Source organism: Alkalinema pantanalense CENA528 (assembly GCF_050753345.1).
Taxonomy (GTDB): Bacteria; Cyanobacteriota; Cyanobacteriia; order Leptolyngbyales; family Leptolyngbyaceae; genus Alkalinema; species Alkalinema pantanalense.
The window spans coordinates 63,835-82,653 of record NZ_JBLZFX010000017.1 but is presented as its reverse complement, the minus strand read 5'-3'; the positions used below and the strand labels follow the sequence as shown (position 1 = coordinate 82,653).

18 protein-coding genes and 1 tRNA gene are annotated in these 18,819 nt (G+C 48.5%); 9 read left to right on the top strand and 10 right to left on the bottom strand.

What is annotated here, in order from left to right:
* Positions 1-353: 353 nt before the first annotated feature.
* Positions 354-1,313 carry a lysylphosphatidylglycerol synthase domain-containing protein gene (locus tag ACN4EG_RS08095; RefSeq protein ID WP_431628831.1) on the bottom strand — a complete coding sequence of 320 codons (960 nt, stop codon included), beginning with the start codon at positions 1,311-1,313 and terminating at the stop codon, positions 354-356.
* A gap of 41 nt (positions 1,314-1,354) precedes the next feature.
* Complete coding sequence (gene larC / locus ACN4EG_RS08090) at positions 1,355-2,881, bottom strand: nickel pincer cofactor biosynthesis protein LarC (RefSeq protein ID WP_431628830.1); 1,527 nt, start codon at positions 2,879-2,881, stop codon at positions 1,355-1,357.
* Between the two features lie 242 nt (positions 2,882-3,123).
* On the opposite strand from larC, the gene ACN4EG_RS08085 reads away from it, so the two are divergent.
* On the top strand, positions 3,124-3,651 hold the full coding sequence (locus ACN4EG_RS08085; RefSeq protein ID WP_431628829.1) for a methylated-DNA--[protein]-cysteine S-methyltransferase: 528 nt from the start codon (positions 3,124-3,126) through the stop codon (positions 3,649-3,651).
* 184 nt (positions 3,652-3,835) lie between these two features.
* Here the strand turns inward: ACN4EG_RS08085 and ACN4EG_RS08080 are convergent, their stop codons facing one another.
* A complete protein-coding gene (locus tag ACN4EG_RS08080) occupies positions 3,836-4,012 on the bottom strand; it encodes a hypothetical protein (RefSeq protein ID WP_431628828.1) in 177 nt (58 codons plus the stop codon).
* A 102-nt stretch (positions 4,013-4,114) separates the two neighbouring features.
* The gene (locus tag ACN4EG_RS08075; RefSeq protein WP_431628827.1) at positions 4,115-4,285 is read right to left on the bottom strand and encodes a hypothetical protein; all 171 of its coding nucleotides are present in this window, start codon (positions 4,283-4,285) and stop codon (positions 4,115-4,117) included.
* A 378-nt stretch (positions 4,286-4,663) separates the two neighbouring features.
* On the opposite strand from ACN4EG_RS08075, the gene ACN4EG_RS08070 reads away from it, so the two are divergent.
* Positions 4,664-4,737 (top strand) — tRNA-Val (locus tag ACN4EG_RS08070).
* A gap of 395 nt (positions 4,738-5,132) precedes the next feature.
* Here the strand turns inward: ACN4EG_RS08070 and ACN4EG_RS08065 are convergent.
* Positions 5,133-5,822, bottom strand: coding sequence for a hypothetical protein (locus tag ACN4EG_RS08065; protein ID WP_431628826.1), 690 nt, complete (start codon positions 5,820-5,822; stop codon positions 5,133-5,135).
* Between the two features lie 121 nt (positions 5,823-5,943).
* On the opposite strand from ACN4EG_RS08065, the gene ACN4EG_RS08060 reads away from it, so the two are divergent.
* Positions 5,944-6,093, top strand: coding sequence for a hypothetical protein (locus ACN4EG_RS08060; RefSeq protein ID WP_431628825.1), 150 nt, complete (start codon positions 5,944-5,946; stop codon positions 6,091-6,093).
* A gap of 44 nt (positions 6,094-6,137) precedes the next feature.
* Here ACN4EG_RS08060 and ACN4EG_RS08055 read toward each other — a convergent pair whose 3' ends face one another.
* Positions 6,138-7,751, bottom strand: coding sequence for a peptide ligase PGM1-related protein (locus ACN4EG_RS08055; RefSeq protein ID WP_431628824.1), 1,614 nt, complete (start codon positions 7,749-7,751; stop codon positions 6,138-6,140).
* A 9-nt stretch (positions 7,752-7,760) separates the two neighbouring features.
* On the opposite strand from ACN4EG_RS08055, the gene ACN4EG_RS08050 reads away from it, so the two are divergent.
* The gene (locus tag ACN4EG_RS08050; RefSeq protein WP_431628823.1) at positions 7,761-8,366 is read left to right on the top strand and encodes a 5-formyltetrahydrofolate cyclo-ligase; all 606 of its coding nucleotides are present in this window, start codon (positions 7,761-7,763) and stop codon (positions 8,364-8,366) included.
* Positions 8,367-8,665: 299 nt separating this feature from the next.
* Entirely contained in the window at positions 8,666-9,454 is a 789-nt protein-coding gene (locus ACN4EG_RS08045; protein ID WP_431628822.1) for a 2-phosphosulfolactate phosphatase family protein, read from the top strand.
* Positions 9,455-9,644: 190 nt separating this feature from the next.
* Here the strand turns inward: ACN4EG_RS08045 and ACN4EG_RS08040 are convergent, their stop codons facing one another.
* Positions 9,645-12,014, bottom strand: a complete 2,370-nt coding sequence (locus ACN4EG_RS08040) for an NACHT domain-containing protein (protein WP_431628821.1) — start codon at positions 12,012-12,014, stop codon at positions 9,645-9,647.
* A gap of 153 nt (positions 12,015-12,167) precedes the next feature.
* On the opposite strand from ACN4EG_RS08040, the gene ACN4EG_RS08035 reads away from it, so the two are divergent.
* The 4 genes from ACN4EG_RS08035 to ACN4EG_RS08020 all read left to right on the top strand — a co-directional run bounded on the left by ACN4EG_RS08035 (position 12,168) and on the right by ACN4EG_RS08020 (position 14,519).
* Positions 12,168-12,500, top strand: coding sequence for a hypothetical protein (locus ACN4EG_RS08035; RefSeq protein ID WP_431628820.1), 333 nt, complete (start codon positions 12,168-12,170; stop codon positions 12,498-12,500).
* 383 nt (positions 12,501-12,883) lie between these two features.
* Positions 12,884-13,234, top strand: a complete 351-nt coding sequence (locus tag ACN4EG_RS08030; RefSeq protein WP_431628819.1) for an urease subunit beta — start codon at positions 12,884-12,886, stop codon at positions 13,232-13,234.
* A gap of 149 nt (positions 13,235-13,383) precedes the next feature.
* Entirely contained in the window at positions 13,384-14,043 is a 660-nt protein-coding gene (locus ACN4EG_RS08025; RefSeq protein WP_431628818.1) for a Coq4 family protein, read from the top strand.
* Between the two features lie 80 nt (positions 14,044-14,123).
* On the top strand, positions 14,124-14,519 hold the full coding sequence (locus ACN4EG_RS08020) for a DUF2237 family protein (RefSeq protein ID WP_431628817.1): 396 nt from the start codon (positions 14,124-14,126) through the stop codon (positions 14,517-14,519).
* 258 nt (positions 14,520-14,777) lie between these two features.
* Here ACN4EG_RS08020 and ACN4EG_RS08015 read toward each other — a convergent pair whose 3' ends face one another.
* The 3 genes from ACN4EG_RS08015 to ACN4EG_RS08005 form a co-directional block, all read right to left on the bottom strand.
* Complete coding sequence (locus tag ACN4EG_RS08015; RefSeq protein WP_431628816.1) at positions 14,778-15,869, bottom strand: agmatinase family protein; 1,092 nt, start codon at positions 15,867-15,869, stop codon at positions 14,778-14,780.
* Between the two features lie 209 nt (positions 15,870-16,078).
* Entirely contained in the window at positions 16,079-16,972 is an 894-nt protein-coding gene (gene speE, locus ACN4EG_RS08010) for a polyamine aminopropyltransferase (protein ID WP_431628815.1), read from the bottom strand.
* A 162-nt stretch (positions 16,973-17,134) separates the two neighbouring features.
* On the bottom strand, positions 17,135-18,625 hold the full coding sequence (locus ACN4EG_RS08005; protein WP_431628814.1) for a carotenoid oxygenase family protein: 1,491 nt from the start codon (positions 18,623-18,625) through the stop codon (positions 17,135-17,137).
* Positions 18,626-18,819 lie beyond the last annotated feature (194 nt).

Genomic DNA, 18,819 nt, shown 5'->3' with positions numbered 1-18,819 from the left:
TTTTCGGGGCGCTATCGCAATCGCAGGAAGCGGTTTGGACTCCGGCTCAATTTGATTGCGGGTCTACTCAATTTTGAACTGGCACAAGCCACTTGATTCATGCAGGAGGTCTACTGATGACTTGAGGGTAAGCTAATAGTCAACTTTAAGGGGTGTCATTTTTACGATTCACGGGCAATAACTGGAATCGCTCTCCTGGAATCGCTCTCAGTGAAAAGCAACCATTCATTACACGGAACAATGCGTTTAGGGCTGCTCCAAAGTATCCAACTGCATCGATTTGATCCATCCCATCCATGCATCCCAAATTCACCCATCTAAAGCCTTGATGCATCCCACTGGATATCTCCGCTTCAAATTCGCCGTTCGGCTAACACGACTAAGCCTGCCCCCAAAGCCTCTGCGATCGTGTTAATCAAACGATAGATGGCCAGAATACCCAGCAAATCCGTCGTGGGCAAAAAAGGATTGAGCAAGGTCAAGGCCACTGCTTCAAAGACACCCACTCCCCCTGGTAAACCTGGAATAATAAATCCCAAGAGCCAAGCGATCGCAAAGCCACTATAGAGAACCTGAACATGATCGATCGCAAAAGGACTCACAGCCAGACAAACTAGAAAAAAACCAATCCCCCGCAACAGTAAAAAACTCAATTCTCCCAAGAAAGAACGCCACGGATAATGCACAAGCGCTAAATTGACTTCGGCTCCTCCAAGGGTCTTTTGCTTCCAGCGCATCAGTTGCTGAATCCCAAAATTCAGGAACTTTGGATGCATGGCTATTAAAATTACCAATAGAATACCGCCTTGAATTCCCCATCTCCAGCCGCCATCTTGCCAAGCAGCTAATGGCTGTAATCCAACCGTTGCCAATGCGATCGCTGCTAAAACCAACAATAACGGTTCTAAAAGAATACTGATTGCCGCGATCGTGCTGGGCACTTTAGCTGTTTGACTGGCTTGTAGCCGCCCATAGAAATGCCACACATTGCCAGGGATATATTTGGCAATATTCGTTTTGAGATAAACGGCCATCCCCCAATCATAGGCAACCGATTGCCCCAAATCGTGGAGAATATTAGCCCAGACGATACCCGCTAAGATATGGGCCAAGAGCGTCATCCCAAGGGCGATCGCAAGACTGGCCAGTCCCGCTGAACCGAGCCGCAAACTCAAGACCCCTTGACCGTGATCCAACAACGTTTTGGTGAGGAAAAACACTACTAGTCCAATTACGACAAAACGCAACTGGCCTTTCAGAAGAGAAGACAGTCCCTGGGAAGCCCGATGCAATTTAGATTTCAACGTTGACATAACTCCAACACTTCCTGCAACCCAGATTGAGGCAAACCAAATTAGGCAAACCAAGCCGCTAACGCCAAACGATGCACTTCACGCCAAGGTAGGTGAGACTGGCGAGCCAGCACAGCACAATCTTCATATTCCGGTTGAACATTGACAACTGTTTCGCCTAATTTTGCCACTTTTAGGCGCACAATACCGTGCTTTAACTGGACTGGATGCCATTCTCGAGAAAGTTCTGTGCGAGTTTGCAACGTGTGACGAATGCCTAGGGTCGTCGTTTCCTGAAAGAGAATGCGTTCGCAGTCCCCAATGTTGTCTGGCTGACAAATCACCGTAATCAGCGTACCAGGGCGGGACTTTTTCATACCGATCGCTTGGGTAAACACATCCAAGGCTCCAGCGCCAAGTAACGCCTCAAATAAATACCCCACTGCTTGGGGATTGAGGTCATCTATCTGGGTTTCCAGCACGGCGATCGTCGTTTGAGCGGGAGATGTTGCAGTTGGAGACGTTGCAGTTGGAGACGTTGCAGTTGGAGACGTTGGAGTGAGAGAAGGCGATGAAGAAGCCGTTTGAGCTAAGGTGGTTGCCCTAGCAGCAGTTTCCGTGCCAGATTGCCACGACTCTCCTAGCCACAGACGAACCATATTCGGAATCGCAAGGTGTAAAGACCCCGCTCCCAGTCCTACTTTGTGAATCGTCATGGAGGGAGGGGGGCCAAACTGCTGGGCTAAGACCGTTACGATCGCAGCACCTGTGGGGGTCACTAATTCTCGATTGATGCCATTGTGATAAATCGGCACCTGGCGAGATTCAAACAGCTTCAGTACCGCAGGCACAGGGACGGGCAATTGGCCATGGGCTGCCCAAATGGTTCCGCCTCCGATCGGCAAGGCAGAACAGTAAAGGGACTCCACCCCCAGCCAGTCCAGCCCCAAACAAGTTCCAACGATATCTACGATCGCATCCACCGCTCCTACTTCATGGAAATGTACCTTTTCTGGCGCAATTCCATGGACAGCCCCTTCTGCCACTGCTAATTGGCGAAAAATTGCCAAGCTCCAAGCGGCGACTCGATCGGGTAATTTAGCGGTTTGTATCAAATCAACGATATCCGGTAAATTGCGCGTCTGGCTGTTAGCAGAAGCGGCTTGTCCATGGTGGAGCCCAACGGACGCAGGAGAGTGAGTCGCGGGATGGGAATGATCAGCGTGATGATGAGAGTGAGAGTGATGATGGTGATGATGGTGATGATGGTGATGATGATCATCATGGTGGTGATCATCATGATGGTGATGCGGGGGGTGATCCAGTGACGCCGTTGAAGCCTGGGTGTCCGATCGATTGCCCGCCTGATTTAGCAATTCCACCGTTAGTTTGGTTGCTTGTTGCCCATTGTGATGAATTTTATCTACTTTCAGATTAAATTCACCCTGAAGCCCTAAGGTCTGCAAAGATCGAGTCAGATACTCGATCGGAACCCCCGCATCGATGAGGGCCCCCAGACACATATCTCCCGAAATCCCCGTGGGACAATCCAGATAGGCCAGCTTGGTCATTGCACTAAAATGTTGCACTGAAATATTGCACCAACTTATTTTGTTTGGATTCCTTTACAAATCTTCATTATTTTTTCTCCACTCTTTTTTATAAAAGTTTATAGTGTTAGCTATTAACAATACTTATCAAAAATATAGATAGTCCATAATAAATCAGTCAAGGTGGGAGACGGATTGATTTTCAGGCGATGCACTTTGAAGTTCTGAACATTTTTTTGTCCTTCCTACTGTGCCCTCTTTGGGCGTTGCCTCCTCTCCCCATGACAATTACATTACTCTGCGATCGGATAGACTCCGAAATCGGTCAAATTTTGACTGTGATGGATCAAGATCGCCTCTGCGCTCTAGACTTTGTGGAGCATGAAGACCGAATGATCCGGTCACTGGAAAAACGCTACTCTCTCTTCCAACTCACAGCAGCTCCAATCGAAAATCCTATCAGCGATCGCATCCGCAACTACTTCACAGGCGACCTGACCGGCGTAGAACAAATTCCCGTCACAACCCAAGGAACAGAATTTCAAACTTTGGTATGGCAAACACTGAGAAAAATTCCCGTTGGCCAAGTGTGGACGTACCAAAAATTAGCGATCGCCATTGGCAAACCCAAAGCGGTGCGCGCTGTGGGTATGGCCAATCGTCTCAATCCAGTGCAAATTGTGATTCCGTGTCATCGGGTGATTGGGGCCAACGGCAATCTTGTTGGATATGCAGGCGGAATCGATCGCAAACAATGGTTACTCAATCATGAGGGCGTTTCCTTAGACTGCTTGCCACCATCCCTGTAGCTCTAAGTCTTTGTTCTTTGCAAGATTCATCCTGATCTATCCCCCTAAACTCAGTCCAATTCATCAGTGATCTTCAAGAAGAGATAACACAGAGGAGACAAGACAAAAAACCGCTACACTGACTTCTTGGCAAGGTTCCTAGACCATAGAACTTCAGTGAGCGGTTTCCAATTGTTCCTAGAATTCAATTTTGAGCTGGAAAAGTTCGGTTGAAATCTTCCAATAAGTCGTCCATCTCTTCAATCGCCTGATTGACATCAATCCGTAATGTCCCTAAATCTGGGCGATCTAAGAGTTGGACTAAAAATTCTCGCTTGCTTTCAATAAGCTTAATGCGATCGCGAATCGCGGAAACATCCATAGTGTTTTTGTGAAGCTAAGTAAAGACGCCTCAACTATTCTAACGCTGGATGCGATTCCCTTAACGAACGCGATCGAGTGCTGAGCGGGATTTGAGTCGGCACTAAAATCCTTGACGAGAGATTAGTTTTTCAATATCAGCTTGGGTCTGCTGAAGTAGCTGTTGGCGACTATCATTATTCACTGCCGACAAGCTAGGTACTAGCTTACGGGACTGGAGAGTCATATGCAGTTGTAGTTGAGCAACATACTCACTGAAGTCTTCGCGAGGCATGGTAGAGAAAGAAGTTTGTGCTCGGGAACTCACCGGTATCTCCTTAAGTATCTCGGCAGACGGTTCATATAACGTGAAATCAAAGTATCACAGCGTTGCAACAATTCTTGAATGGCGCAATGAAGCTTAAATATTCACAATCACTATTATTCATGGTGCCCCTCTACTGCGCGAAATTTCTTCAAACTTTTTTACGAACACCGATCGATTGTCTACGAGTCCCGATCGAGAGAGGATGGCACGAGGAGCTACCTAACCAGAATGGGGTCTAAGTCTGCCCACGTAGAACATGCGACTTCAAAAACAGGGTTGCATCTTTTTGTAGCCACATGTTATATTCATTGAGCGCTGATGCGGGTCACCCGCAGAGGTAAACACGGACGTATAGCTCAGTTGGTTAGAGTACCACGTTGACATCGTGGGGGTCACTGGTTCGAGTCCAGTTACGTCCATTTCCTATCAGTCTTTAGATTCCAGGCTTGAGTTTCAGGCTCAGCTCGTTTTGTGTTTATGATTACTGGTCTGTGATTACGTTATATTTGCTTGCGTATCCCTTAATACCGATCGGCCCCCATGGAAAGCCGATCGTGGAGAACGAATCATGATTGCCTAAGAAAAAGGGACATCAAATCGATGTCCCTTTGTTGTGCAAGATGAAAATGCTGAGAGAATTGATGAGTGTAAGAGAAGTGATGGATGTGATATCACCAGAACTGGCTAGATGGTACGGGGATAGTCACCACAAAACCAGGGAACAAAGGACTAGCCAACATAACAGGTCAGGGTTAAGGAATTTGAGCAAACTTGAATTTGCAATTCTGACCAGGGAGTTCTGACCAGGGAATTCTTACCACTGAATTAGGTTTTGCACTTGGCCCCCGCGACGTTGTGTATCCAGCATTTCTACTTGAGTTTTATTGTTATCGCGGTTCATTTGAACATCCGCATCAATCCGCTTACGGGCAGTTTCGTTATTCGTGCTGTTGATCTGAATATCGGTGCGGTTGTTATCTGAATTCATTTCAGATGCTTTTTGCGACTTAAACATATCCGCCATAGCAGCGTTGTTCGAATCGCAATTGTTTACTTTGCCAACAACAACCGTCGAGGAACTTTTATCGCTGAAGGAAGAGGACGTTCCTTTGTTTAGATTACTGAAGCCGCTCTTGTTGCTAAAGGCGCTGGATTGATTGGAACTAGAGGATTGGCTATTGGCGGAGCTCCCATTGCCATTGGCACCGACGATACCAAAGACGCTGAACCCACCACCGCCCCCGGCCTTGCTGCTAGATTGGCTTGATTTGCTGCTGTTGGAGTTGCTAGAAGAAGCGCTATTGCCAGACTTGGATAAATCCCAGGTACGATCGCTCTTATTCACATTATTTTGAATATTATTGCCCAGAGCCACATCCCCGGTGCTGCATTGAACTTTGCCGACCATTTGGCTCGCAAGGTCATCGGCTTTGGCAGTGGGCACAAAGGCTGCAAACAGGGTAGAAGCAATCACGAGGGAGGAGGTCAGTTGAGCGAGTTTCATTGTGAATTTCCTTGAATGTTGGGGTCTTAGAAGATTGTGTTGAGGGGTGACCCTCTGACATCTTCTCGATAGGGAAGACCCCAACCATTTATGCAGGCCGATCGCTCGAGGTGGAATTTTTTTGACTACTAGCTCGATCGAACTAGCGCGATCACCCAAACTAATCGTCGATCGCCCGATCGAAACAACTGCAATTTCCCTCACGTTAGATCGATCGCGTGCCTTCTACTCTTTCTTGGATATTGCAGGATGGGGATCGCCATTGAATTAGCAGTCGGTACCCAACGACCCGATCGATTTTTAATTACCTCATCATCAGCGATTCCAATACATTGAATAGTGTTCGTGCTGGAGAGATTGTTCTCCACGGGTTTCCTGATCCAGTACCTGCACCACCCGTCGATAGATCGCTTCCGCTTCCTCTGGGGAATTGCCAATACTAGTCACCCCCAACTTGCCAAACTCCGATAGACAACCCATTAGGTGAAACACCGTCCCTGTTTCAGTGCTGGTATCAAAGTGCAATTGATGATTCGCCACAATATCCATCAAATCGTTGGGCAGGAGTCCCCGATATTGCGGACTTTGCAAATTATCCGTTGCCATGTAGTACTTCGCTTGGCGATGGCGACTCTGGAATAAACCAGTCGTGCGATCGTAGGAACCGTTGGTTAAAAACTTGAGGGTCATAAAGGGATGGGTGGTGCCACCTTTGCGGAGATTAATTTCGATCGCCCAGGTTTTCCAGCCATCCCCCTGCCGTACCGTGACAAAATCCACTCCAAATCGCTCTAAAACTCCCTTCTGAGCCAGCACCTGCCCCACTTTTTCTCCCATTTCCTGCAACTGTAGGCGATAGGCCGCATCTGCTGGGAATCGGCAGCCTAAATACATTTGACCCGTTGGCCCGCCTAAAATTTGATCATGGGTTGAAAGAATTTCGACTTTTCCCAAGGGCGTAATCCGTGCTTGCACGCTAGGCGAAAACTTTTCGTCCCCTTCAATGAAGACTTCCGCGATCGCGCCGAGTTCCTCAATCTGTTGGCAGTAATTGTCCCACTGTTCTCCCGCCGCTTCAAATTTCAGATGGGGTAACTGTTCCCGAATTTGTACCACGCGATCGCTGTAGGCATGGGCTTCTAATCCTCGCAGATCTAAAATTGCGTTGCCTTCCCCTGAAAACCCTTCATTCAACTTCACCACAAGGCGCTGCACCTCTGGATTACGGGCCCACACCTCCGCTGCGGCCTCCGCCAATTCCGCAGCGCTGTGTACCAAGGGCGTACCGTCGGGAAAGGGAATGCCACTTTCTTCAAAAACCCCACGACTGCCACTTTTAGTTCCCCATTCCAACAAAGCTGGATCGGAGGCAAATAGGGGAATGCCGAGTTTTTCAGATAAATCTCGCTCTAAGTCAGTGGCGTTGTAGCAAATCATATAGGCCCGATCGCTATTAACCGCTTGGCGAATCCGCTCCAGTAAGCGAGGCCGATCCAAAATTTTCTGTGTAAGGGACTTGAGGGATCCATCGTAGGTAGAGAGCAATAACAGCCGATCGCGGGCATGGGAAAAGGGAATCCCTGGTAGCAGTTGCAGGTAATAGTCGATAATGCTGGGGTGGAGCGGTTGGGACGTGATGTAAATCAGCCGCGTGCGGGGATTGCGCAGCCGAATTAGGGAAAAGAGCAACCGTTCTTCGTAATGGTGAAACCCAGCAACTTTCAGCAGTTCCCGCTGATCTAAGCTGAGGGAAGGAATCACCACAATGTCCGCATCTTCGTTGTCAAATTCCTGGACGTTACGCCACCGGGCCCGCAATTGTGACTGGAGTACCTGAAACGGAATCGGATGGGCGATCGAGTCGATCATGGCAGCACAGTTCTCTACGGATGTCTTAATTAGGCGATCGTAAAGTGAATTTTTGGCCATTCTCAAAACATGCAAACAGAATTAACTAAAGTCACCCTTCGGCAACAGTTGCTGCAGCAACGGCAAGCCCTCCCGCCTACCCATTGGCAGCAAAAAAGTCAGCAGATTTGCCAGCAAATTCAACGATCGTCCCAATTCCACTCAGCCCAGACAGTCTTGACTTTTTTCAGTGTGCGTCAAGAACCCGATCTCAGGTGGCTCTGGCAGGACAATGTTGGCAATCCTCGCTCCCGGCGTTTTGGCTTTCCCCGTTGTCAGGATCGTCATTTAATTTGGCATTCGTGGCAACCTGGACAGCCCCTGGTCAAAGGGCGCTTTGGTATTACAGAACCCCCTGCCGATGCCCCTCAACTGTCTCCCGAGGAGGTCGATCTCATCCTCGTGCCTTGTCTAGGAATCGATCACCAAGGTTATCGATTAGGCTACGGCGGCGGATTTTACGATCGTCTATTCAGCCAGCCCGACTGGAGATCTATTCCGACCCTTGGCATTTGCTTTGACTTCGGCTACTTCGATCGCCTGCCCCGTGATGTTTGGGATCAACCCCTCCAAGGCATTTGCACAGAATCTCAACAGATTACCCTAGCACCCACCCTGGAAATCGGATCCGATTAGCCCATTCCCTTGCTTCATCGTTCTCTGCCCTAATTTCACCTTACGCAAATAACAAAAGAGTCGTCAGTAAAGTCATACAAGCGGCCCCCAAAAGGCGTAATATCTGTCAACGTTCATCGAACAAGATCTACTATGGCACAGCTAGGTATTGATTCAATTCAATGCATACTAGTGAATAAGAGATCGATCTACTTAGGGCGTCTTCCATTATTCTGGAAGGGAAATTGGCCCTCCTCGTCCAATTTCGCGTTACATAACTCTCTCACTACAGCGAACAATCCTAACTCCCGTTCAAACTAATGAAGCTATTTGTCTACCATACTCCCGAACTGACACCTTCTCCTTGTGTAGCAGACTGTGCCATCGCGATCGATGTTTTAAGAGCTACAACGACGATCGCAACGGCTCTGGGCGTGGGCGCAGAAGCAGTTCAAGTGTTTAGCGACCTCAATCGATTGATGCAAGTGAGTGCTGAGTGGGATCCCGCTAAGCGGTTACGGGCAGGAGAACGGGGCGGCAGCAAGGTGGAGGGCTGTGATTTTGGCAATTCCCCCCTAGACTGCACACCTCAACTGATGCAGGGTCGGCGTCTTTTCATCAGTACGACCAACGGAACCCGTGCCCTGCAGAAAATTGAGCAATGTTCAACGGTGCTAGCGGCAGCCTTGATTAATCGCCATGCGATCGTGCGTCATTTGGTGAACACTCAACCGGAAAATGTCTGGATTGTTGGTGCCGGATGGGAAGGCTCCTTTGCCCTAGAAGATACCGTTTGTGCAGGGGCGATCGCGGTGGGTTTGATGGAACAACTGGGTTGCACACTAGAAGAGATTGCGGGTAATGATGAATTGGTGGGTGCAGTAGCACTCTATCAGCAGTGGAAGGATGATTTATTGGGGCTTTTCCACCTTGCGAGTCATGGTAAACGGCTGCTACGGCTGGAGTGCCATGCGGATTTGAAATATTGCTCTGAACTGGATAGCTTAGATATTTTGCCGATTCAACGGGAAACTGGGGTGATCGTTAGCCAAGCGACCCATGCAGCAACAGTGGCTAACCGATCGGCTGTATCCGCCCAACCGGTTTAATTCTTCCGCTGTGTTCAGCGCTGTGTCATGTGTTCAGCACTGCTTTATGCGTTTAACACTATTTTATGTTCAGCACTGCTTTATGTGTTTAACGCTGTTTTAGAAGGTGTTTGTTTTAGATAGTAGAGCCATCATGTAGGGCAATGGAGTCTCAGGTTCCGCGCTAATCCTCCATGATGGCTTTACTTGATTACTGTTCATCCATTCCGTCGTCATGCTGGCCTGATTGCTTACGTTGATTAATTTCAGAGATCGGCAACAAAACCGTCTCCTCAATTTCTAAGCGCACAGCACGGCTGACATAGCAATCACTATTCAGACACTGCACCAGCAATAAATTAGCATCATAGTATTGACGGAGTAGTTGTCGTTCTTCCGGTGTAAACTGCCAATCGTAACCAAGATTGCGGTGGACAATCATAATTTCGCGTAAATCTTCTATCCATTGTTGTCCATAGATCTGCCACCATTTCTTAAAGTAAGTTTCATCAGATGGGGAAGGCAACCGATCTCGCAATTTCTGAAGCTGTATCTTGAGTGGGCCTTCCTCAAGACGATCGCAGGTACAGGTACGCGCCAACGCTAAGTCCAATGTAAGGGTGCGGGCATGGGACGCATGGGTACGGGCTCGGGCCAGGGCGATCGACAGATCCAAATCGAGATCCAAGGTATTGGTTAAATCTAAAGTAAGAATGCGAGCACGGGCAAGGGCACGGGTTAACGCGATCGCCAGGGCCAAGTCCAAATCTAATGTGCGAGTCAAATCGAGGTCAAGATCGAGATCGAGGGTGCGGGCACGGGCTAGATCATAATAAAAAGCCCGGACGGCTGCGGCTTTATAGGGAATTGCCACTGATGAAGACTTTTCATAGACCCACTGCAAAAATCGCTGTAACTTGTCGTCTTGAGCAAGCATCAAATCAAAAAGTTTTTTGATTGATAACAGCAACGTATCAGCACTACGGAGCATTCCTAAGGTCAGCAACAACACCTCACGCCAGCGTTTTTCGTTAACGTAGGGCAGTAACAAATCAATCCGATTCGTAGCGACAATTTCCCGCGCGGCAAAGTACTCCTGAAATGTTAAGTGGGAAAAAGAATAAATCCCCCGAGCTTGCTCTACTAACAAACCATGCTGAGCTTGAATAGCACGCAAGACGAGTTCGCTATCAATTTGCAACATTTCGGGATCCGGATCCACATCTCGCAAATTACGAATAAAATCGGCAATGTAGCCTTCTACCCGCCGCTTTTGAATGAAATACTCATTCTGTTTGAAGGTTTGGAATGCCACGTAACTAAGGAGATCTTCCCGGCGCTGCACATCCAGTTTTTTGTAAATTTCATCCCGCTGAATATTCCGCTTAGCATCCCATTTTTTCAGAAGGATTCTCACCCCCTCTTCATACAAATCTGCCCGCCGACTGGGGAAATCGCCTTCTTCTCCAAAGACTAAACATAGGAGCGTCAGCAGCAGGGGACTACTGGCAAGCTCCCGAATGGGTTGACTTTCTGCCAGCTTTTGCATAAACCGACTGGCTTTTGGCAAATCATCCTTCGCACGGAACCAGTTTTCCACAAAGGTCATGATCTGTTCATTATCAAAATCGGCAATTTCGACTTCTGTAAATCGCTCAAACGTGTATTCCTTAGCAGCAAGACGACAGGTGATGACAAACTGACTTGCGCCAAATTGATCGGCAGCATCTCGAATTTCCCGAATGACCCGTGGCGTATCTTTTTCTTGGACCTCATCCAACCCATCTAGCAAGACCAAAGCCCGTCCCGTAATCAATAATTTTTCTACCATCTCGATCGAGGTCAGTGTTCCTATAATTTCTTGAAAAATTGAGAAATTAGCTAGGAACTTCACGAGACTGGGTAAGCTCGGGGTATCTGCAAAATCCTTGAGCGTGACAAATAAGGGCACTCGATCGCCGGATAGCCGCCCTTTCATACATTGTATTGCCAGATATTTGAGGAAGGTCGTTTTACCTGCACCGGGTTTACCCAAAACCATCAGCCGTTGATACTGTTCAACTACTTGCAGTCCAGGAACCCGTTTTTCGGTGACCTGCGCTAGCATCGACCGTTCCAATTGGGTATTGAAATTATCATGATCGGGTAACTCCCGCTCACTCCTCAGCCGCGATAGTTTTCCTAGAATATTCACATTGGTGTAAATCCCAGAGGCACCCGTCAGTTCGATCGGCTGTTGCATATCCAATACTCGCATCATGCCGCAGTAATCTTGGATAAGAGGGCGAATTGCGTCGCGGAGTTGCTGAACTAATAAATCTATGCTTTGAGACGGGTCAATTTCAGGGCTACTTTCAATTACCTCTTCCCATTTCAGCTTTAATTCACGACAAATTCTTTTAAATTTCGCGCGATCAACCTTTCGTCTCGCAAAAAAATTTGTCACGGTTGTTCGAGACATTGCCAAATTAACGGCTAAATCTGTTTTAGTTCCATAGATTAATAAGGCTTGATCAGCTTGGTGTCCACCTTGAATCGATAGTTGCAGTGTTCTTTGAGTGAACTGCCTGTTATCAGCCATTGAGATGCCTCCAGATCGCTGGAGCAAGTGTAGCTAGTAAATCCAAAGTTGAACAATTTTGGACATAAATTGAACTATTTTGACCTAATACGTGAACATCTTCTTCTTGTTGAATTTGGCACAGTACCCCCATTCAGGTCAGGAAACACAATTATGCAATTCAACAAGATGCCATCTACCCAATTCTTTGTCCTTACTTCTCACAACAATCCCACTCCCGATGATTCCAGCCTCGATCGTGAAGATGCTTGGATGCAAGTGATTGAAGCGATCGTGATTTCCCTCGCCACTTGGCTCAACCCCAGTGCTGGTATTAGCATCTTTTTTCTAAAACTTTGCTTCCAGGTACTTAAAATTCTGCGCCACCATTACCGCCCTACCTCAGATCCAGTTCTCTCTGTAGATCCAGTTCTCTCTGTCCCTTCGTCGGTCTCGCCCATTCCGCATTCCTCAAGATCCCTTCCCCGCCCCCAAGAAACAGCATAATCGCTCGGCGATTCTCCGCACACCCAACAACGCAGTACCGGATGCTGCACCCATGACCTCACTCCACCGTGCAGCCGGGATGCCCCCTTTAACCCTCACGGGGGCAATTACTCTGGGTACGAAGGCTCTACATGGGGTTCCCCACCCCATTGCCTGATGGCGATTTTCCGCCGTGTGGAGATTAGCTTAAAAGACATTGACGCAGAAGGGTTTGCGCTGCATCATACAAGTGGATTACAGGTGGCGTATCGGATTGCAAGTGATTACTGGGAGGGAGCGGACAAACAATCACACCGCACATTTGTCCGCCACCCATTTTTTAAAAGATTGATGATTCCCAGAATTAAGTCAAAATTAAGTCAAAAGATTGCGAGGTGTTATCCATGATTCCCGGTGAAATTTTTCCCGCTGAAGGTGAGATTGAATTAAACGCCGATCGCCCCACGGTGACGGTGACGGTGACGGTGGCCAATACGGGCGATCGCCCCGTGCAAGTCGGATCCCATTTTCATTTTTATGAAGTGAATCCAGCGTTGGCCTTCGATCGAGAATCTGTGCGCGGCATGCGGTTAGATATTCCAGCGGGAACGGCAGTGCGGTTTGAGCCCGGCGATGCAAAAGAGGTTGCGCTGGTTCCCTACGTTGGTAAACGGGAAGTTTATGGCTTCAATGCCAAGATTGAGGGCAAGCTGGACGGCAAAGCTAAAAAAGCTTCCAACAAGAAGAAAAAATAACATCTCAGGAAGGACTTGGAAAGCCGGATATCTTCCCATGCTGGGGATCTCCAATTTGGGATTGGGACGTTATCTTAAACGATAAGGGGATCTTGAAACGGGATCCGCAGCATTTGATTGAAAATCGATCGTACTTTACGGAATGCCTTATGAAAAGTTTTAAAGAATTACGTCGGTTTAACTTGGATTCGTTGCAAACACTCAAGGCTGTATTAACACTACTACGGGATCCAAGTCAAACAGAGTCTGTTTATGACGTGGAGGATGGGCTCTGCAACACGGAAGCAATGCAAGCAGCAACGGAAAAAATGCTGTCCTATCCAGAAGTTGCGCAACTGGTGCGCGATCGTTATATTGTCCCTACACCGGATTTGGCCAAGCTGCTGCTCTGTCCCGACGGCTCACTGGGTAAAGCCTACGCGAACTATATTACTGGATTTGGCTTTGATCCTGATTTCTACCGAAAAATGGAAATTAAGGACGATATGACCTATTTGCTATTTCGCTTACGGCAAACCCATGATATTTGGCATGTGATGGCAGGGTTTTCTGTAGATGTACCGGGGGAAATTGGCATCAAGGCGTTTGAATTGGCACAAACCCATCGTCCTTTGTCAGGTGTTTTGATTGCGGGTGCATTTCTAAAAACCTTATTTACATCACCTAGAGATCTAGAAAAGTTATTAACTGAGATTTCACGGGGATATCAGTTGGGACTCCGAGCGAAACCATTTTTAGGTCAACGGTGGGAAGAGCATTGGGAGAAGCCCTTAGCACAATGGCGAGAAGAATTGGGAGTAACGATATAAAAGAATAATACACATCAGTTAATGCCATTCAGCGAAGGCTGATTAGTGAAAACCATTGGATTATTCAAGGAATGGGTGTCATGACAACTCAAGGGATTAGTAGTCGTCCTAAAAACGTATTGGGTGGGGAATTGCAGTGCTGTTGCACCTCGCCCAAAACAGGATTTTACCGGGATGGGTTTTGTCAAACGGATGCGCAGGACTATGGCAGCCATACGGTGTGTGCACAAGTGACCCAGGCGTTTTTGGAGTTTTCCCGATCGCAGGGAAATGATTTAATCACACCGATTCCGGCCTATGAGTTTCCAGGGTTGCGACCGGGGGATAAGTGGTGTCTCTGTGTATCGCGTTGGAAGGAGGCATTGGAGGCAAAGGTGGCTCCACCGATCGTGTTAGAGGCTTGTCATATCAAAGCACTGCAAGTGGTGACACTGGAGCAGTTGAAGCAACACGCGATCGGGCAAGGGGTAGAGTAGGGCTAGGCTCAGTCGATCGAGAAACTCTTTTCAAGGCAGTTTGCTCTGGCATGGCGTCAGAGCACTGGACAATCGACAATTCAGTTGCACTGCTGTTTATCCAATGTCCAGACCGCAAACCCGCATTCCAGCTTTTTAGTGTTGTCAGTCAATCAGGCTCGATCACAGAAATTCAGTCTCAGAAAATCGATCGATCGCCAAGGTAGGAAACTCTACAACCAGTAACTGAACCAACGCAATATCCTAAAATGCAATAGTCTAAACCTCAGTGCGCTGAGACAGATCCATTAAATTGGCCAGCTTATACACAATCCGCGCGCCCACATTGCCATCCCACTCCGCATCTCCGACTTCGCACAGGTCAAAGCCAATGATTTTGCGGCCACTCTTGACCAACTCACGGAATAGACAAAAAGCTTGTTCTAATTCCAAGCCACCGGGAACCGGAGTCCCTGTATTGGGACACAGTTTTGGATCAAGTCCATCCACATCAAAGCTAATGTGAACAGATTCTGGGAGATGACTAATCATTTCACGACAGAGTTCAATCCAGGAAATACCGGAATAGAGCTTTTGGTGAATGATGGAATCGTAATAGGCAATAATCCGTCGATCGGAATTTTCAATCAATTGCACTTCATCATGACAAATATCCCGCAGCCCAACCTGTACCAGTTTAGTGATTTGCGGTAGCTTAATCGCATTAAACATAATCGACGCATGGGAAAACTCAAACCCTTCGTAGGCATCGCGTAAATCCGCATGGGCATCAATGTGTAAAATGCCGAATTCAGGATAGACCTCAGCAAGGGCGCGATAGTAACCTAAGGGAGAACTATGATCACCCCCAATGACTGCAACTCGTTTACCGTTGGCCAAGGCATCACGGCAGTGTTGATATAACCATTGGTTAATCGATTCACAGGCTTGATTGATTTCCGTTAGGACAGGGGTTAGATCTGGTGTTTCCGTTAGGGTTTTCCCCTGTTCCAAGCGATCGATAATTTGCCCTGCTTTTTCCCGGTAGTCTGCATTTTTCTCCAAGATATCCTGGGGAATCTCCATCATGAAGATTCCCTGTTTCCAGCCGTCAGGATTGTCGAAGTCATACAAATCCAGTTGGGGCGAAGCATCCAAGATTTGCTGAGGGCCGTTGGCCGTTCCAGCCCCATAGGAAACCGTGACTTCCCAAGGCACCCCAAACACCAACAACTGAGCTGACTCCGCATCACAAGGCAGACCGTAGAGGTTGCCATTGAGGACGCCGATGCCGCTGGGATTATAGTTGTCCAAGCTGGCGCGATCGCGGCTGCTATTTACATGGGTGTCATTGAAGCTGGTACCTGTCATCGATCGCGCCTCCAGAGGACGACTGCTATTTTCTAACCTTCAGTCTTGTATCCAATTGATGTCTTATACCCAATTGACTGCTACAGATCCGATCCCCTCTAGCCCCCCTTTTTAAGGGGGGAATTCAGCCAAATTCTTTCAAATTCCCCCTTAAAAAGGGGGATTTAGGGGGATCGTTATGGGTTGCAATCACCTATGGATGGGGATTGCTAACCTTCTGTCATTTTGCGGATATAGGTCGGCAAACAAAAAGCTGCTTGATGCACATCGGCGTTGTAATACCGCAGGCCATTCTTGTCAGCAAATTGCTCCGCCTGAGCCCGATCGAAATTCTGCAATGGATGCAAATCACCCTTAGCGCAGTAGGTCAAACTCCACAGCCCCGTGGGATAGGTGGGAATAAAGACAAGATAGCAATGCACTCGATCGCCCCCGAAAACCTGCTTCAAGCAAGCGTTCAACTCTGTGAAGGCTTTGGCATTAAAGGAAGGCGATTCGCTTTGCACCGTAATCACGCCACCGGGCCGCAAAATCCGATGTACATCTTCATAGAACGATTGGGTAAACAAGCCTTCCGACGGGCCAACGGGATCGGAAGAGTCAATGATAATTAAGTCGTAGGAAGCATCGGCAGCGTCATGGACAAACTTAATGCCATCGTCAACCAAAAGGGTGAGCCGTCGATCGCTAAATCCAGAAGACAGCGTCGGCAGCAACTCCTTGGAAGCCCGAATCACCGCTTCATCAATTTCCACCATCGTCACGGTTTCGATCGTGGGATAGCGCATCAGTTCACGGATGGTGCCACCATCTCCCGCCCCAATCACCAACACATCCTTGACCGTTGGATGGGTTTGCATGGGAACGTGGGTAATCATTTCGTGGTAGGCCGCTTCGTCCCACTCTGTGCACATGACCATACTGTCAATGGTCAGCATTTTTCCGCAACTGTAGGTGTCAAACACCTCAACGGTTTGGTAAGGGGATTGTTCTTGGAACAGCCGATCGCCCCGGAAACGAATGGATAGCGCAATTTGCCCATTACTATCAGTTAGCCATTCGTGGGGATGGGTTTGCGGAGATGCAGGCTCAGGATGGGTCATCGTTAGACGTTGCGCCTCTCTAAATAGTGAAACAACTGATTGAAACAACTCAATACCAACGCACTAGCATACGATGTCCCTGCGATCGGCTCAAGATGTTCAGACAACAATCTTTGGAAGCCGAGAAATTTCGGCCCCATGGCGTCAGTCAACTTAGCCCGCCTACTGGCTGATAAACACTTCCGGCGTAAAGGTGCCGTGCAGTCCGTAGGGGACATGGTGCTTCAGCCACAGCCGACTGACGGGGGCCAGGGTTTGCCCATCGAGGATCACAACGCTCGATCGATCCCGTTCTCCGTCGTACACCATCGTCAGTACCCAGCCGTCATCTTCCGCACCTTGCAAGGGGTAAGCCTCATTACGGGGCACAAAAATCGGTTCGCTGACATAACCGTGGGGCGCAAAGCTGTGAAGAATTTCTTCCCCGGTTGTCACATCCACCTTGGCGATCGCCTGCAATGGCATATTGCCCACCGGACGATCGGCGGCCCCCATGTAGGTATAACGGTAGTTCCGACCCACTAAGGCTGGATGAACAACGGGAAACTCGCAGCACCGGGCATTGAGCGACGTCCGATCGACCGTTCCTGCCGCCAAATCTAAACGGAAGCGCCACAGTTGTCCCGGTGAGAGGGCTTCAAAGTTGGTCTGACGGAAATCCGAGCCCGGTTCCACGGACGGTAGAGACTCGTAGCAGATGGAGTCCACAACAATTTGGCCGTTCTCTTCAAAGGCGTTGGCATGGTGAAAGACAAAGCCTGATCTCGCTTCCAAGACCTGCGGAGCCGATCGACCATCGCGGGCAATCACAATCATTTTGGTGGGGCGATCGGGTTGGAATTGCAAACATTCCCCCGCCCCCCGGAAACCCAACACAAAGGGCAACGGGTTAAACTTCACCGGATTCTGGAAGAAGATGCAGTAATTCGGCGTGATGGCAAAGTCGTGGATGAAGGCAAAACCGGGAATTTGGTGGCTTTGCTGACGCACAATCTCGCCTGCCAGGTTCAACTCATACACATTCAGCTTGAAAGCCAGTCCCGCTTCGATCGAGAAATTAACGAGGCAAGGTTCACCGCCATCAAAGTGACTAGCGGGATCGACCCAGGGATGGGCCGCAAAGGCGTCACCGGGCTTCAGCTTCCCGTTAAAAAATTCCAAGCCCAGGGTTTCTAAACTGCCAGGGTCCAAACGATGGGGTTCCGCCGCTTCCCACAGGGCCAACAGTTTACCGCCCCAGTAAATGACCTGGGTATTGGCAATATTTTTCAGTTTGGTGTCAAAGGCATTGGCCCACCAACCGCCCGATCGTTGGGTACCAAAGACACCGCGATAGAGGACTTTTTCGGCCTTTTGTTCGGCCACGTAGCCTTCCGTTTCCACGTAGCGATTGCGGAAGTGAGCACGACCGTTTTGGAAAGTCAGAGCGCAAACCATGCCATCCCCATCAAAGGGGTGTTGCACAGGCGTTCCCGCCACATCTAGCATTCCCGGCCCGTTACGGAACAGGGTGCCCGTCAACCCTTCCGGAATAGTCCCTTCAATCTCGTCAATCCAGTAGTCATACTCCCGCTTGAGCGATCGGTATCCCTTGGCCCATTCATTCCGGTCATAGGAGCGATCGATTGAGGTGACAATGGGCGAAGAAGTCATGAAGTTATATTAAGAAAGGTAAACATCTCTATCTTACCCCGTCTCCAAAGTTCTTACCCATCTCAAGTTCTTACCCATCTCAAGTTCTTACCCATCTCACAAAGAAGGACACATCTGCATGTGCCCTTAAGGATAAACTGATTGACGAGTCAAATGAATGGTGAAATTATCGCTGCTAAAACTATTCCTGCTGA

What these genes read in the sequence shown, in the direction of transcription:
- ACN4EG_RS08095 (WP_431628831.1), bottom strand. Translation starts at nt 1,313, where the DNA reads ATGTCAACGTTGAAATCTAAATTGCATCGGGCTTCCCAGGGACTGTCT.
- ACN4EG_RS08085 (WP_431628829.1), top strand. Translation starts at nt 3,124, where the DNA reads ATGACAATTACATTACTCTGCGATCGGATAGACTCCGAAATCGGTCAA.
- ACN4EG_RS08080 (WP_431628828.1), bottom strand. Translation starts at nt 4,012, where the DNA reads ATGGATGTTTCCGCGATTCGCGATCGCATTAAGCTTATTGAAAGCAAG.
- ACN4EG_RS08075 (WP_431628827.1), bottom strand. Translation starts at nt 4,285, where the DNA reads ATGCCTCGCGAAGACTTCAGTGAGTATGTTGCTCAACTACAACTGCAT.
- ACN4EG_RS08065 (WP_431628826.1), bottom strand. Translation starts at nt 5,822, where the DNA reads ATGAAACTCGCTCAACTGACCTCCTCCCTCGTGATTGCTTCTACCCTG.
- ACN4EG_RS08055 (WP_431628824.1), bottom strand. Translation starts at nt 7,751, where the DNA reads ATGGCCAAAAATTCACTTTACGATCGCCTAATTAAGACATCCGTAGAG.
- ACN4EG_RS08050 (WP_431628823.1), top strand. Translation starts at nt 7,761, where the DNA reads ATGCAAACAGAATTAACTAAAGTCACCCTTCGGCAACAGTTGCTGCAG.
- ACN4EG_RS08045 (WP_431628822.1), top strand. Translation starts at nt 8,666, where the DNA reads ATGAAGCTATTTGTCTACCATACTCCCGAACTGACACCTTCTCCTTGT.
- ACN4EG_RS08040 (WP_431628821.1), bottom strand. Translation starts at nt 12,014, where the DNA reads ATGGCTGATAACAGGCAGTTCACTCAAAGAACACTGCAACTATCGATT.
- ACN4EG_RS08035 (WP_431628820.1), top strand. Translation starts at nt 12,168, where the DNA reads ATGCAATTCAACAAGATGCCATCTACCCAATTCTTTGTCCTTACTTCT.
- ACN4EG_RS08030 (WP_431628819.1), top strand. Translation starts at nt 12,884, where the DNA reads ATGATTCCCGGTGAAATTTTTCCCGCTGAAGGTGAGATTGAATTAAAC.
- ACN4EG_RS08025 (WP_431628818.1), top strand. Translation starts at nt 13,384, where the DNA reads ATGAAAAGTTTTAAAGAATTACGTCGGTTTAACTTGGATTCGTTGCAA.
- ACN4EG_RS08020 (WP_431628817.1), top strand. Translation starts at nt 14,124, where the DNA reads ATGACAACTCAAGGGATTAGTAGTCGTCCTAAAAACGTATTGGGTGGG.
- ACN4EG_RS08015 (WP_431628816.1), bottom strand. Translation starts at nt 15,869, where the DNA reads ATGACAGGTACCAGCTTCAATGACACCCATGTAAATAGCAGCCGCGAT.
- speE (WP_431628815.1), bottom strand. Translation starts at nt 16,972, where the DNA reads ATGACCCATCCTGAGCCTGCATCTCCGCAAACCCATCCCCACGAATGG.
- ACN4EG_RS08005 (WP_431628814.1), bottom strand. Translation starts at nt 18,625, where the DNA reads ATGACTTCTTCGCCCATTGTCACCTCAATCGATCGCTCCTATGACCGG.